Genomic DNA, 15,649 nt, shown 5'->3' on the forward strand with positions numbered 1-15,649 from the left:
AGTGCTGAGCATACTACGCTTTCCTATTTTTTTGTCAACACTTAATTTTGGTAAACGTTATATTTATCAACACTAAGTTTTACTTAACACCCTGAGTAGTTTGGGTCTCGCTAGGCGTTGTCCGCTGCGCGTCGCCATATCCCGTCTCAGTGGGGTCGCATTATAGGGAGATCCGAAAACAGATCAACCCTTTTTTGAAGAAAACTTGAAATAATGTGCTGTTCGCTGAGTATTTGAGCTAAACAGCCTAAAAACAGAACATAACTAGCAAATTATTAACAACTAAACGCGTTTTAACTCACCTTATATTAAAAATAGAGTTAAGCGATCTTCATATAAAGGCTTATACCCCAGATGATCAACACGATCGTTAATGAAAGTGTTACGGCTGCAGATCCCATATCTTTAGCTCTACCTGACAATACATGTAATTCTGTACTTACCCGATCTGTTAATGCCTCTATGGCAGAATTTAGTAATTCAACTATTAGTATAATAAGCAATGAGCTTACTAGAACTGCCCAATGTAATAGTGATGAGGCAAGCCAAAATGAGATAGGGAATAATATAAGGCTTAGGAGTAGTTCTTGTCTAAATGCTGCTTCTTCTTTAAATGCAGCTTTAAAGCCAAGGTAGGAGCAATAACTTGCTTTGAAAACACGCTTAAGGCCTAAGCCATTTGGTTTTAATACATCTTTCATTAATAAACTCTATAAATGAAGGTCAAAATAAAGCCCCGCACTGCGAGGCTTTTTTATTTATACTACGCCGTATTGATCACGGTACGCTTTAACTGAGGCTAAATGCTCGTCCATCGTTCCTTGGTTTTCAAGGTAACTAATAAGATCAGCTAATTTTACAATAGAGATCACTTGGGTATTAAAGTCGCGTTCAACTTCTTGAATAGCTGATAACTCGGCCTTACCTTTTTCTTGACGATCTAATGCTATTAATACACCACTAAGATCTGCGCCATTTTGTGCAATAATTTCCATTGACTCACGAATCGCAGTACCTGCGGTTATTACATCGTCCACCAGCATTATTTTGCCGTTGAGTTCTGAACCTACTAACGTGCCACCTTCACCGTGTGCTTTTTTCTCTTTGCGGTTAAAGCAGTACGGTACATCTTTATCATGGTGATCAGCTAATGCAACCGCTGTTGTTGTCGCTATTGGGATACCTTTATAGGCAGGTCCAAATAATACATCGTACTCTATTGCTGAATCTTCTAATGCCGATGCATAAAAACGACCTAAACGCGCTAAGTCACGACCTGTATTAAACAAACCGGCATTAAAAAAGTACGGACTTGTACGGCCTGACTTTAAAGTAAACTCACCAAATTTTAATACCTGCTTCTCTAGAGCAAATTCTATAAACTCTTTTTGATAATCTTTCATATCTAGTGGCCTACCTATTTATGCTAATGCTTGCTTTTGTACGTCAATAATTTCGCGGATAGAATGTTTAGCTAGAGTAAGTAACTCATCTAACTCATCAAACGAGAAAGGTTCGCCTTCGGCTGTACCTTGAATTTCAATAATTTTACCTGTTTCGGTTAAAATTACGTTCATATCAGTCTCAGCAGCTGAATCTTCAATGTATTCTAAATCGCTAATTGCTTGGCCTTTGTAAATACCAACTGAAATAGCTGCAATCATATGTTTAAGTGGGTTTGAATTAATCATACCTTTTGCACGCATGTGCGTTAGTGCGTCAACAAGTGCAACACATGCACCACTTATAGAAGCCGTACGTGTACCGCCGTCAGCTTGAATAACATCACAATCAATAGTAATTGTGTTTTCGCCAAGTGCTTTTAAGTCAACAGCCGCACGAAGTGCACGTGCAATTAAGCGTTGAATTTCCATAGTACGACCGCCCTGCTTACCACGTGCAGCTTCACGAGCATTACGTGTATGCGTTGCTCGCGGTAACATACCGTATTCAGCGTTGATCCAACCCTTACCTTGGCCTTTCATGAAACGAGGAACGCCCGATTCAACTGTAGCTGTACAAAGTACTTTGGTATTACCAAACTCAACAAGTACTGAACCTTCAGCATGCAGAGTATAATTACGTGTAAATGTAACAGGTCTAATTTGGTTAGGTGTTCTTTCGCTTGGACGCATTGACGATCCCCTTAATTCAGAATTTGCGACATTATAAGTGTATGTGGGTGTAGATACCATGCTGATTTAAATAAATAGCTGTATGTAAAACATTCAGTGCTTTAAATTTTCCCTAGAGCTTAAGCAGTGTTACGATATAATCATCGTAATATTGTATTTATAAATTTAGGAAATCATCCATGATCCACAGTATGACAGCTTATGCGCGTCGCGAAATAAAAGGCGATTGGGGCACTGGCACTTGGGAAGTTCGTTCTGTTAACCAGCGTTACCTTGAAACATTTATTCGCGCACCAGAGCAATTTCGTGGCATGGAGCCAGTTATTCGTGAGCGTTTACGCAAACACTTACAACGCGGTAAAGTTGAAGTTTTTTTAAAATTTGTTGCAAACCCTGCCCACGTTGGCGAGCTATCAATTAACCAAGCGCTTGCCGAGCAGCTAATAAATAGTGCCAAATGGGTTCAACAACAAAGCAATGGCGATATTAACCCTGTTGATATATTGCGTTGGCCTGGCGTTATGGAAGCACAAGAGCTTGATATGGATAGCGTTAATACAGCACTAATAGCTGGTCTTGATCAAGTTATAGAAGATTTTAAATCGGCGCGTGGCGATGAAGGTGCAAACCTTGAAGAAATGATAGCAACCCGTCTTGATGCGATTTTAGAGCAAGTAGAAATTGTAGAAACGCACATGCCAGAAATTGCTAAATGGCAGCGTGAAAAACTGGCTCAAAAATTAGAAGACTTAACAGCAAACATTGACGAATCGCGCCTTGAACAAGAACTTATTTACCTTGCGCAAAAACAAGACGTGGCTGAAGAGTTAGATCGCTTAAAGTCTCACGTTAAAGAAACTAAAAAAATCCTTAAAAAAGGTGGCGCATGTGGTCGCCGCTTAGACTTTATGATGCAAGAATTTAATCGTGAAGCTAACACGCTAGCGTCTAAGTCTATCAATAGTGACATCACTACTGCAGCCGTAGAGCTAAAAGTACTAATTGAACAAATGCGTGAGCAAATTCAAAATATAGAATAGTGTTTCAACTTGTTTATAACCAATTAATAAGCCTAGATTTTTCTGGGCTTATTTGTTTTCTACCGTTCATACTATCCCCTATTATACGTGTCCAAGTGGTTACCAAATTACTTGGTAACCACTTTTAAAATCCTTGATAGCCATTTTCATATAACTCAATTAATGCAAAAGAAACAAAAAATTAAAAATGGTATAGATCCACTTGCCGAAAGAGTAAGGCAGGGACAGACATTGTTATAACAATGAATGACCTACTTAATGACTGGTTTAAAGATAAAAGTAAAGAAGCAAAAAAACAGTTTTCACCTATTAATAAAGCCTTTAAGTTTAATTGGTAGTAACCGTCAACGGTTGACGGTTTGGTTTTTTAAGCTAAACCGCCTTATATAAATAATGCAATGCCTGTGAAGTATTGATAATTTTTATTAGCTATATAGCTAATATAGGAGTTATATACTAATATATTAGCCATATAGCTAACATTCAATAAGTGAATATATGTCGAGTAGAGCAGATATTGGCAAACAAATAAGTACTAGCAGGAAAGCTTTAGGCTACACGCAACAAAAGCTATCAGAGATCGCGGGAATTAATAAAACAACGATTTCCGAGATTGAGAACGGTCGCTTTACTGGTTCATTCGATATATTTGAGCGGCTGCTTGATGCAGTTGATTTACAATTTGAAGTTACCTCAAAACAACACTCTCTACCAGACTGGGATACCATTGAAGATATATTCTCGGAGAATGACTAATGAGTGGCACACCACAGCTTCCAAATAAAATTACAAATATAACAGTATGCACTGACTATTCTGAAGTTGGCGTATTAACACATGGCTCAGTACATCACTACCAGCCAACACAAGAAAACCTACACGTGTCACTGACTATGACTAAAAAAGGCATGGATGGTTACTCATCGGGTTCTCTTCACCCTATATTTTCACAAAACTTGCCAGAGGGCTTTAACCGTCGATTCATTGCAGAAAAACTAGCTAGGTACGCCAAAGTAAACGACATGTATTTACTTGCTTTACAGAGCGCACAAGGTATTGGCATGCTTTCATATAAAAGTGAGCTTACTTTACCAGAGGCTGAGCCTGTATCTTTGAGCGATATTTTGACCTATAACAGCAATGCACCACTTTTCCCTCAGTTATTAGAAAAGTACTACCTACAAAACTCGTTGGCTGGCGTACAACCTAAAGTAAGCATACCTAATGCTTCAACCGTTAAAACCGATAGAACAATTCCGCAGAAAGATTTAATAGTGAAGTCATTCGATACCGAGTTTCCATTACTTACGGTAAACGAGTTTGTGTGTATGGAAGCAGCTCGCCATTGCGGACTTGAGCCACCAAAGACATACTTATCTGAAAATTTAGAAACGTTCGTTGTTGAACGCTTTGATAAAACAAGTGACGGAACTAAGCTCGGTTATGAAGATTTCACAACCTTACTAAAAAAAACTAACGACCCCGACGCTAAATACACTGGCAGCTACGAAACCTTACTCAAAGCTACTTATCTATATACAAACAGCCAAGCCGAAGTAGAAAGGATGTACAAGTACATTGTATTTACCTGCTTAATTGGTAACGGCGATGCCCATCTAAAAAACTTTGCCTTGCAATATACACCTGATATGAAAAACATATATCTCTCACCACCGTTTGATATAACACACACAAAAATATACGAAACCATCGATAATAAAATGGCACTCAAATTGGCTAACAGCAAAGAGTTTCCAGACATGTCGTATTTACTAAAGTTGGCTGAGGGCACTCACTTTAAAATTAGAAAAGCCAAAGAGATAATAGAATCTCTCAGCGACGGTATTATTGACTACCTTAAACACTCTAACGAAGTACAGCTGCTTGATGGATTACGTGCATCAATAGAAGCCTCGGTATCCAGCACAATGACGCCTAGCTATTCAACTAAAAGCTACCGCCACGACAGAATTAAAAAGTTTGAGTAGCTGCAGTGCTCTTTAATTACTTTACGCAGCATCAATAAACATGAGTAAGGTTTGTGTAGATACATGAACCGTCAACCGTTGACGGGGTATAAAATGACGCCGCAGCGTTTTAAAATAGTCACTTGGGTACGTAAAGCTCAGTCGCTAATGGTTTCGTTATAAATGACTTCCCCAAGGCTTATACTTAATACGTAACAAAGGAGGGGGGTAACGTTACCCCCCTTTATCGTCACATTTTTTGAGTTAGTAATAAATTAAAGTAAATTTGTTATGTGGATAATTGATCCGTCAACCGTCAACCGTCAACCGTCAACCGTTGACGGTTTACACAAAACACGACTACAGCCCTTTAAAACCCTGTCATAAACGTATCTACAAAGCGTTTAAATTTATCAGTAATGATGGGCAGTACTTTTTTGCGCTGCAATAAGCTGGGTTTAGTTTCGAGTACATCAGCAAAGTCATCCCTTAGTGGCATTTCGTCACTTAGCTCATAGCGGGTTACTAACTTTTCTAAGCGTGCTTGGTTTAGCTTTTGTTCTTGAGCGAACTTCTCAAGTTCTAGGCGCTTTTCTTTTTCCCAATAAAGCTCAAACTCTTCATCAACATCAGCGCTGACGGGTATGCCTTGTAAGTGCTCGTCCATAAACTTATCTATTAGTGCTTTTTTACTTAATAAAGTTGGGTCTGTGGCTATTAGGTTTGCTATTACTTGGCGTTTACGGGCTTTTTCGTCACCACTTTCTTCACCATGTAACTCACGTAATAGCTGCAAAATATAGGTTACGTTTACTATATCGCTGTGTAGTAGCTCTAGTTCAAAATCAACGTCATCTAAAACCGATACTTTTTCTTTACTTGAGTTCTCACGTAGCTGTCTGCCAAGGTCGGCATATTTACTCGTATAATCTTGAAACTTTTGCTCGTCCATCGAGGTTGAGTCCATATCAAAGTCAGCAAAGTTACTTAACATGTTCTTTAAGCGCATAAGCTCGCGAAACTGTCTCACAAATAACGCTTGAGCCTCTTCATCAGGTAAAGCATCTACTGAATCAACGGTAGGCGTAATTGCCATTAGCGCTGCATAAGCACTATTAAAATCGTTTAATAACTCAGAATACGACGGAGTTTCTATATATTCTTTAGGCTGCTTGTTCGAAAACAGCGTAAAAGCCGTGTCGGCAGCTTTTTTAAGGTTTCTGAAGCACACTACGTTACCGTGTGATTTAGTCTCGCCCAATAAACGGTTAGTGCGCGAGAACGCTTGTACCAAACCATGATATTTAAGATTTTTATCAACGTACAAAGTATTGAGCCTAGGGGCGTCAAAGCCTGTTAAAAACATATTCACCACCAGCAATATATCAATCTCTTTGGCTTTAACGCGCTTAGATATATTTTTGTAATAGCCTTCAAATAACTTACTGTCTTTGGTGGAGTAGCTTGTACCAAACATGGCGTTGTAGTCGTTAATAAATGAGTCTAACTTATCGCGGCTATGCAGCTTAACGGCTTGCCCTTCGTTTAAATACTTGGCTGATACTTCTTTAATTTGCGCATCATCATTACCTAGTTCGTACTCTTCCTCTTCATTTGCCTCATAACTAAATATGGTGGCAATTTTAAGGTTGTGTTTGCCTTGTGCTTTTTTACTCGCAAACAACTCATAGTACTGAATAAGCTCAGCAACGCCTGATACACAAAACATGGCGTTATATTCACGGCTATGTGTTTTACGGTTATGCTGGGCAATAATGTAATCGGTTATTTTATCTAAGCGCGCAGGCGAGGTTAAAAGCTCTTTTGTGTCGATGTCTTCAACTTCAATATCTAGGTTATTGTTAGAGCCATCTTTGTACTGATAACGCCCAACATACTCAATAGCAAACTTAAGCACGTTAGTGTCGCGTATCGCATCCACAATTACATACGGGTGTAAGCATTCACCAAATAAATCTTTTGTGGTGCGTTTAACTGAGTTTTTAGCAACCGCGTTGTCGGCAAATATAGGCGTGCCCGTAAAACCAAATAACTGAGCATTGTTAAAAAACTCGGTAATGTTTTTATGCGTATCGCCAAATTGGCTGCGGTGGCACTCGTCAAATATAAACACAATGCGCTTATCTTGCAGGCTTTGCATTTCTTTCAAATAGCGCTGCTTAGTCACCACATTATTAAGCTTTTGCAGCGTAGTTACCACCAGCTTAGTGTTACGGCTTTGGTTAACCTTTTTGCCTTTCATTGGCTTATCTAATAGCTGGTGGAACAACATACTGGTGTTGTCGGTACTGTCCACAGAGCCTTTTACAAACGCATTAAACTCAAGCGCTGTTTGGTAGTCTAGGTCTTTACGGTCTACCACAAATACTACTTTATCAACCTCACTTAGCGAGGTCATAATTTGCGCCGCTTTAAATGAGGTTAACGTTTTACCCGAGCCCGTTGTATGCCAAATGTAGCCGTTATCGCTTGTAGTTTTAACTTGCTCTACAATCGCCTCTACTGCATAAAACTGATACGGCCTAAGCACCATTAAGTACTTACCTGTTTCATTAAGCACTATGTACTTGGTGAGCATATGCGTTAAGTGCGAAGGCGTTAAAAATGCTTCGGCAAAGTCATGTAACTGGCTTATTTTATTATTTTCATTATCAGTCCAGTCAAAGGTTTGCTTAGCCGACATGTCACTGTTGTTAGAAAAGTACTGGCTATTAACCCCATTCGACATTACAAACAGCTGCACATAGTTAAACAAACCATGGTTGGCATGAAACGAATGCTTTTGATAACGCTTAATCTGGTTAAACGCTTCTTTTAGTTCAATACCACGGCGCTTTAGCTCTATTTGCACCAGCGGCAAGCCATTAACTAATAGCGTTACATCGTATCGGTTAGTGTATGTGCCCTTTACTGTAATTTGTTGCGCTACTTGAAAGCTGTTTAGCTGTGGCTCATCAAACAACAGCGTTAAGTGTCTGCTGTCGCCGTTATCTAGTGTTACATCAAGCTGGTCGCGCAGTGTTTTGGCTTTTGCAAATATATTACCTTTACCAAGCTTACCCAATATTTGCGTAAACTCAGTATCGCTTAACATGCAGCTATTCACTTTTTCAAGCTGCTGCTTAAGATTAGCTTCAAGTGCGGCGTTGTCCTTTAAAATAACGCGCGTAAAGCCTTGCTCGCTAAGCTGTGCAATTAAGTTATCTTCTAATTGTTGTTCACTTTGATAATTCATTTATACCTACAATTCCTTGGTGCTAGCCTTGTGTAATACATTCACAGCTTTGTTGTTAATCTTTGTGTAACTTATAACCCTGTTCTGGGTGATTCGGTATTGTTGGATAGGCTAAAAATAATACCTGATCTTTAACCATTTCACGTAAGTAATGCTTTCTCAACGTATCTGTATTCATGTTAAGCAACTGCGCTATATCGCTAAGCCTTAAGCAATTAGGAGCCGACTTAGTACATAAATCAATTATCGATTTTTCTACATCAGACTTTTGTTTACGTCCTGAATTTTGTGCAATAGGCGATGCTATTTCTTTGAGTTCAAGCCAAAGGTTAGAAGCACTTAAATCGAACTCCGGCACTGGCGGATTACGCTCCGGCACTAACTCCGGCGCTGGCAGATTAAGCTCCGGCACTAACTCCGGCACTAACTCCGGCACTAGCTCCGGCACTGGCTCGGTTAAGTCTGGCACCTCATTAATTTTTTTACTACCAATCAAGGGAGGTTCTGCCTGATTTGGTGATAATACAAAGCTAATGCTTCTGCCTGCCTCGTTATCTGGCGTTGGCACTTCTATCCCTTTTAAGTGGTATATCTTACCTCTGTGTTGGCCTGCCGACTCTAAGTACCCTGCATTAACTAACTGACTTAATGCTAGTGTCACTTCTCTTGTATGCTCTGAGGTCAACGAACAAATACGCTCATGGTTAAACCATGACTCCGTAATAGCAGTCATTAAAATGGTGCGTTTTAGCTCGCTTAGCTTGTTATAACCTTCACCATACGTTTCAATTAGGCGTTGGTGTAACTCTGGCGATACCATGTTTACCATACGCAACTCTAATAAGGTTTGGTTTAACTCGTCTTTTTCGTATAAATGCGGTGGCTGCCAGTTTTGCGCTTTACAGTTACTGTATATTTTAGGAATACCCGACCCTGCTTTTTCGCTTAAACCAATATTTAAAAACATTTGATGAATAGCAGGGTTTCGGCACTGGCTATTACCACCCGCCTTAGCCTCATGCACTGGTATACGCATTAGCCCTGCGTTTCTAAAGCCGATAAAGTCAGGGTGTTTTTCAATTAAAATATTACTTTCGGTATTAAATTCTGCATGTGCCAGTGTATTAACGAGTGCTTCACGAATAGCCTCATGCGCAGGAGTGGTATCTTGTCGTTGGCCGTCATCGGTTAAACTAAACCCTACTTTCAAATCTGCCGTAAGCTTACGATACACCTTACGATAAAAATCAAAAGCATTACCCGACCAAGAGCCATCGGTATAAATTCGGTCTATCCAGCGGTGTGTACTGTCGTCTTTTTCTTGATAATCGAGTGCAAAACTAGGCAACGCATCTTGAATCGCATCCCACTTACCAAACATCACTAAGCCAGCAAGGGTTAAACCCGCTTTACCTGTTGCGCGGTCTTGTTGCCAGCCACGAATTGAGCGTAAAAACTCTTGGTCGCTTAATTCTAAAAAAGGGTGTTGTGGTTTAGCGTCAACAAACATTTGCCTATAAATGCGAAGGCTTTCGGGGTCTATGTCGTCAAGGGTAAAGTGCTCTAAAATTCGGTTGTCGCGCACTTCCTCTTGCTCTGCCAGCATTTTATTTACGGCCACTGGCAAACACTTTTGATCAGCCTCGTAACGGCGCTGATAAGTCCCATTAAGCGGGTTTGCATTAATAAATACAGGGCGGCTTTCGCGCGGGGCGCGTGCCACGGTAATCGCTATTACCGATTTACCTTCAAGCGTTTCAATGCGCACGTCGCTTTCGCTGAGTAAATTAACACTCACTTTATTCGGGTTATTAACAATATCCCAAATATTCTTAATTAGCGGCGCAGGGTTTGTTATACCCTCAACGGTAAACGTGCCTTTTTTTTCTTTAATGCCCAATAAAATTAAGCCACCACGAGTATTGGCAAACGCGCTATAAGTTTCCCACATATCATTAGGCACTGCGCCATGGCCGTCGCGGCCACCAGCCTGCTTGCACTCAACCTCTACGCTTTCTTGCAAAGTTTGAATATCAATAATGTTCGCTATTGGGTTGTCATTAATTTTATTAGTCATTATTTCTCACACAAACATTTGCTGTAGTAAGCCTTTTTTAAATAGCTTAGTTTGTTCAATTTGCTCGTTAACAGCGTTTGTTTTTTTATCGAGTGAATCTAAGAATGCCATAATTTTATTTTGCTCGGCCTTTGAAGGTAAGGTAATTGGCATCTCTTGAAATACTCCAACATTAATACGCTTAGCCTTACGGCTACCATCGGCTATTTCCCCAAAACGTTTATAGAACCGCTTCTGCTTCACTACTTCAAGTACAAAAAACTTATTAACCAAAGAGCTTACATCTAAACTAGGTAAATCTAACGTACTTTCATAACCGTCTAACTCATCAGGAATTATTGCAAACGCACAGTTCAAAAAATCCAATTTCCCATAAATAAATTGACCAGCCTTCCTTTTATAGTACTGAGTATTCTCACTGCCTTTACTATCATCTTTTTTAGGAATTACGCCTTTGCCCCAAATTTTAACGGTTAGCTTTTTAGCAATATCACCAGAGTTACCTTTTATTCTACTTTCGGTCATAACATCACCGATAACTTTTTCTTTCCAATCAGGAAAAGCGCTTCCATCATCGTCTTTGAAGCGTATTTTTTGGCTGAAAATTTGTTGCATTACGCCTTTTTTATAGTCTTTTAATAAACGATGCTTTTCAGTTAGGTGGCTGATTTTAGTATCTACAGAAGTGAGGAAGTTAGCTATTTTTTGTTGTTCAATTTTATCAGGGAATATAACTGGAATACTGTAAATACTAGAGGTGTTTAGACTAGGCACTCCTGTTGCTTCGTTATACTTTTTCCATTTAACTTTTTGCGCTAACAAGTAAATAAAATAGGGAATAAAGTTATCTCTAATTTCAGTATAAAAAAGAGTGTCCACAGTCCAGAAGGGTTTGTTTATATATAAAGGGTTGTCGATGGTTCCTTTTCGACCAATTAAGACGCTCGGTTTGTCGCATAAAAAAGAATCAACATATCTCATGACACCTCCTGAGCCTAAAACAGGATAATTGCCATTTTTTAAATGTTTATGATCTTTACCATACTTAAGAATTAAAGTGTCTTTCAAATTACCCTTTGTCCAACTCTCGTTAAAACAATCAAAACGAAGTAACGGCTTTAGCTCAATCATTTAAAGCTCCAAAAGGCATATCAATCCCTAACTCATCGCAAAAACCAGCGATTGTTTTATCTGTTGCAAGTATCGCTTTATCATTCGCAATTAGTTGTTTTGCAACCTCACTCAAATCAACTGGCTCTTCCTCCTCAAACGTGTCTACATAACGCGGAATATTCAGGTTGTAGTCGTTCTCTGCTAAATCTGCTTGTGTTGCGGTAAAGGCATATTTATCAATGAACTCGCGTTTACTTACGGCATTTAAAATACGTTGTAAGTCTTCCTCACGTATTACGTTGTTGTTAGTGCCTTTTTCAAAGTGATTACTGGCATCTATAAATAATACGTTGTCGTCGGCTTTACGGTGTTTGTTTAGCACCAACACACAGGTAGGAATAGACGTGCCAAAAAAGATATTAGCAGGTAAGCCGATTACCATATCAAGGTAGTTTTTTTCTTTAATAAGGTGTTTGCGTATATGCCCTTCGGCAGCACCACGAAACAGCACGCCGTGCGGTAACACCACTGCCATTGTGCCGTTGTCGTCAAGCTGGTGGATCATGTGCTGTACAAAGGCAAAATCGGCCTTGCCCTTTGGTGCCAGCTTACCGTAGTCGGCGAAGCGCTCGTTATTCATGTGTAGCGGGTTGGCAGACCAGTCCGCCGAAAATGGCGGGTTAGCTACTACGGCACTAAAGCGTTGCTCAAGGTGTGCGGGAACTTCTAGCGTGTCGTCGTTTTGAATGTCGAACTTAGTGTAATGCACGTCATGCATAATCATGTTCATACGCGCTAGGTTATACGTACTTGGGTTTTGCTCTTGTCCGTAAAATTTTAAATCGGGGTTGTTAGCCTCTTTAGCAACACGTAGTAACAATGAGCCAGAGCCACATGTAGGGTCGTAAACCGATTTAATATGCGGGTTATTTAAGGTTACTAATTTTGCCAGTAACTTTGACACCATTTGCGGCGTATAAAACTCACCTGCTTTTTTACCCGCGCCACTGGCAAACATGCCAATAAGGTATTCGTAAGCGTCGCCAAGTATGTCTATTTCGCTGTGTTCTAGGTGAAAATCGATGTTATCAAGGTGCTCTAATACTTTGGCTATTAGCTTGTTACGCGCATCGGGGGTTTTGCCTAACTTGTTAGATGTTAGGTCTAGCTCGTCAAACAAGCCGTTAAAATCGTCGGCGCTGTCTGCGCCCATCGTGCTTTGTTCAATGTGGTTAAGTACGTTGGTTACATCGTCTAAAATAAACTTATCGTTAGCACCGCGCTCAGCAAGTACATGAAACAGCTCTGCTGGTTTTAAAAAGTAGCCTAACTTATCAAGCGCCTCTTCTTTTACTGCTTCTAGGTACTCTTGACCTTCTGCTGTTGTTTCGTCAATTTTAGCAAATACAATACCGTCTTCACTCAGTAACTGTTCGGCATAAGTGTTGAGCTTATCAGACAGGTATTTATAAAAAATAAGCCCAAGTATGTAATCACGAAAGTCATCAGCCGACATATTGCCACGTAAGCTGTTAGCAATATTCCAAAGTTGTTTTTTTAATTCTTGTTGGTGTTGTTGAACCATTGTTGTGTGTTCTCTTAATTGGTTGTGTAGAGGTTTCTACTAGCACGCCGAGCGTACTTATTAATCTTCAATAAAATAGTCGCTATCAAGCGCTTTTACTTCAAATACCTGTTTAGTGCTAACGACTACACTAGGGACTACGCTTGGGCTTTGGCCTGCAAACTAAGCAGCGCTAAACAAATAGGTCTAGTAAATCTTCGTCAAATACTAAGCCTTTAAGGTTGTTACTTTGGATAATATTTTTAAACTCATCAGTACAATAAACTTTTTGAGCGCCTTCAAGCTTAGATTTAAATAGCAGTTTGTTTTGTATATCGTCTTGCTTAAAGGTAAGCAGCTCTAAACCGTCTTCAAAGCCATCTTCGTATTTGGTTAAGCACATGTCTTTTTGCTCTTGTCCGAAGGTAAGCAAATTAAACAACATCATATTGTTGCTCTCAGCTTTAACGGGTAAAAACTCTCCAAAGTTTGCTAAGCGCGCTTTTAACAACTCATATACTGGCATCTTCATTATTAAAAAATGACCTAGCCGCGATATGTCATAGTCTTGCTTTTTAGCTTTACCAAAATAGTCAAAATTTAACCCTTGGGGCCATAGATGACTAAATTCGATATTATGGCGCGCGGCCGACATAAACATCGTTAATATAGTGTCTGGCTCAAGGTCATTGTGCTTTGAAAGTATTTTTGATAGCTCAACAATATTAAAATCGATTACGTCGTATGTGTAGGCTTTATTTTTTATTTGATAGACAGTCATTATAAGCTCTTTGATTTTTGTCTTTTGATTTTAATAATCTTAACTTGTTTAAAATAATCACTTGCACGTGAATGTATTAAGCAACCAGACCTTTGGATAATAAATCATTCTCAAGCAACTGTTTTTGATGCTACTAAATTGAATTTGCTTGTAATAGGCCCTCTACTAACGCGTAAATTTGCCCTGTTTCCACTGTGAATTTATTAACCAGAGTTCAGGCTTATTAGACACATCATAAAACATTGTAAGATAAATTAATTAACGAAATACGCTTTAAAGATTATTAAAATTTAAAAATACAGGCACAGCTGTTTATTAAACGGCTAAATACAGGTTTTATCTGCATCTATTATTTTGTCTTGTTGAGCAAAATTACATAAATAAAGTACAATGCATTTATTAAAGGCTTGCGTTATTTATAACCCAAGCCTATTTATTTTTAGATAGAGATTAAAATGGCACACACTCGCGGAAACCTATTTATTTTATCAGCGCCTTCTGGTGCGGGTAAATCAAGCTTAATTAATGCGTTATTAAAAAAGCATGCTGATATGAAAGTATCGGTGTCGCATACAACTCGTTCGCCTCGCCCTGGTGAAGAAGATGGCGTGCATTATCATTTTGTAGCTACAGATGAGTTTAAAGCGCTGATTGAAAAAAATGACTTTTTTGAATGGGCTCAAGTATTTGATAATTACTATGGCACATCAAAGCAGGCGATTGAGTCGCAACTTGATGCGGGTATTGATGTATTTTTAGATATTGATTGGCAAGGCGCGCAACAAGTGCGCAAAATTATGCCAAGCGTACAAACCATTTTTATACTGCCTCCTTCAAAAAAAGAGCTAGAGCAACGTTTAAATAATCGTGGTCAAGATTCGGCTGACGTTATTGCCTCTCGTATGGCAAAGGCTCAGTCAGAAACGTCGCATTATAACGAGTATGATTTTGTGATTGTGAATGATGACTTTGAGAGCGCACTTGCTGATATAGAAATAATTGTAATGGCGCAGCGCTTAACACTAAAAGCACAAGAAAATCGCCATCAAGTTTTACTAAATAGTCTACTTAAATAATTTAAGCCTATTTAAATTAGGCTTAGGTAAGTAAAACAGATAAAAATTGAACACTGGCTATTGGCGAAAGTGGCTCCTTGGAGTAAACTACGTCTTTGCTTTTAAATTATTTTGGAGTGCTGTGATGGCCCGCGTAACAGTTGAAGATGCAGTAGATGCAGTTGGTAATCGTTTTGACTTAATTTTAGTTGCGGCTCGTCGTGCCCGCCAAATTGCTGTTGGTGGTAAAACTCCACTAGTAGACCCTGAAAACGATAAGCCAACAGTTGTTGCTTTACGTGAAATTGAATTAGGTTTAGTTGATAGTGCTTCAATGGACTTAATTGACCGTGAAGAACAACAACACCAAGAAGCGGCAGAACTAGCTGCTGTGGCTGCCATTGTTGGTGGCAATCAATAATCGACCTCCCGGTCTGATTTAGTCAACGGCGCAGTATTTCTACTATAGCCGTTGGCAATCCTCTGTTTTCATCGTATATTCGTAACTTACCTAATTTACTTCACTAGGGCCTGTTTATCTTTCGAGGTTAAATTTGCAGCAGCATGCTTGGTATTTAGGCAAGGCAAAGCCTATGTAGTGTGGTTATTCCCCATAAATAGGCGATAACGCAGCATAAATGCCAAACATACGCTGCCCTTT

General features: G+C 39.4%; 13 protein-coding genes. 5 read left to right on the top strand and 8 right to left on the bottom strand.

Annotated features, from left to right (window positions below):
- Nucleotides 1-320: 320 nt before the first annotated feature.
- The 3 genes from CWB66_RS05070 to rph are packed head-to-tail and all read right to left on the bottom strand — an operon-like array spanning nt 321 to nt 2,135.
- Nucleotides 321-701 (bottom strand): diacylglycerol kinase, encoded by a 381-nt coding sequence (locus CWB66_RS05070; RefSeq protein ID WP_033029967.1) that lies wholly within the window; start codon nt 699-701, stop codon nt 321-323.
- A 57-nt stretch (nt 702-758) separates the two neighbouring features.
- Complete coding sequence (pyrE, locus tag CWB66_RS05075; protein ID WP_077536278.1) at nt 759-1,403, bottom strand: orotate phosphoribosyltransferase; 645 nt, start codon at nt 1,401-1,403, stop codon at nt 759-761.
- An 18-nt stretch (nt 1,404-1,421) separates the two neighbouring features.
- On the bottom strand, nt 1,422-2,135 hold the full coding sequence (rph, locus tag CWB66_RS05080) for a ribonuclease PH (RefSeq protein ID WP_002958890.1): 714 nt from the start codon (nt 2,133-2,135) through the stop codon (nt 1,422-1,424).
- Between the two features lie 179 nt (nt 2,136-2,314).
- Here rph and CWB66_RS05085 point away from each other — a divergent pair, with 179 nt between their 5' ends.
- The 3 genes from CWB66_RS05085 (at nt 2,315) to CWB66_RS05095 (ending at nt 5,163) form a co-directional block, all read left to right on the top strand.
- On the top strand, nt 2,315-3,175 hold the full coding sequence (locus CWB66_RS05085; RefSeq protein ID WP_138584556.1) for a YicC/YloC family endoribonuclease: 861 nt from the start codon (nt 2,315-2,317) through the stop codon (nt 3,173-3,175).
- Between the two features lie 498 nt (nt 3,176-3,673).
- Entirely contained in the window at nt 3,674-3,931 is a 258-nt protein-coding gene (locus CWB66_RS05090; RefSeq protein ID WP_138584557.1) for a helix-turn-helix domain-containing protein, read from the top strand.
- Nucleotides 3,931-5,163, top strand: coding sequence for a type II toxin-antitoxin system HipA family toxin (locus CWB66_RS05095; protein ID WP_138584558.1), 1,233 nt, complete (start codon nt 3,931-3,933; stop codon nt 5,161-5,163). Before CWB66_RS05090 ends, CWB66_RS05095 begins: the two co-directional genes overlap by 1 nt.
- Nucleotides 5,164-5,512: 349 nt before the next feature.
- On the opposite strand, the gene CWB66_RS05100 is transcribed toward CWB66_RS05095, so the two are convergent.
- The 5 genes from CWB66_RS05100 to CWB66_RS05120 all read right to left on the bottom strand — a co-directional run bounded on the left by CWB66_RS05100 (nt 5,513) and on the right by CWB66_RS05120 (nt 13,933).
- Nucleotides 5,513-8,398, bottom strand: a complete 2,886-nt coding sequence (locus tag CWB66_RS05100) for a type I restriction endonuclease subunit R (protein ID WP_138584559.1) — start codon at nt 8,396-8,398, stop codon at nt 5,513-5,515.
- A gap of 55 nt (nt 8,399-8,453) precedes the next feature.
- Complete coding sequence (locus CWB66_RS22935) at nt 8,454-10,475, bottom strand: RNA/DNA-binding domain-containing protein (RefSeq protein WP_138584560.1); 2,022 nt, start codon at nt 10,473-10,475, stop codon at nt 8,454-8,456.
- Nucleotides 10,476-10,481: 6 nt separating this feature from the next.
- Nucleotides 10,482-11,606, bottom strand: coding sequence for a restriction endonuclease subunit S (locus CWB66_RS05110; protein WP_138584561.1), 1,125 nt, complete (start codon nt 11,604-11,606; stop codon nt 10,482-10,484).
- Nucleotides 11,599-13,173: a type I restriction-modification system subunit M gene (locus CWB66_RS05115; protein ID WP_138584562.1), complete on the bottom strand. Its 1,575-nt coding sequence runs from the start codon at nt 13,171-13,173 to the stop codon at nt 11,599-11,601. Before CWB66_RS05115 ends, CWB66_RS05110 begins: the two co-directional genes overlap by 8 nt.
- 172 nt (nt 13,174-13,345) lie before the next feature.
- Complete coding sequence (locus tag CWB66_RS05120) at nt 13,346-13,933, bottom strand: hypothetical protein (protein WP_138584563.1); 588 nt, start codon at nt 13,931-13,933, stop codon at nt 13,346-13,348.
- Between the two features lie 455 nt (nt 13,934-14,388).
- Between CWB66_RS05120 and gmk the strand changes: the two genes are divergently transcribed.
- Both gmk and rpoZ read left to right on the top strand, forming a co-directional pair.
- The gene (gene gmk / locus CWB66_RS05125; protein WP_138584564.1) at nt 14,389-15,009 is read left to right on the top strand and encodes a guanylate kinase; all 621 of its coding nucleotides are present in this window, start codon (nt 14,389-14,391) and stop codon (nt 15,007-15,009) included.
- 124 nt (nt 15,010-15,133) lie between these two features.
- Complete coding sequence (rpoZ, locus tag CWB66_RS05130) at nt 15,134-15,409, top strand: DNA-directed RNA polymerase subunit omega (RefSeq protein ID WP_007378835.1); 276 nt, start codon at nt 15,134-15,136, stop codon at nt 15,407-15,409.
- The last annotated feature ends 240 nt before the right edge of the window (nt 15,410-15,649 follow it).

This window comes from Pseudoalteromonas sp. S558, assembly GCF_005886635.1.
Lineage (GTDB): Bacteria > Pseudomonadota > Gammaproteobacteria > Enterobacterales > Alteromonadaceae > Pseudoalteromonas > Pseudoalteromonas aliena.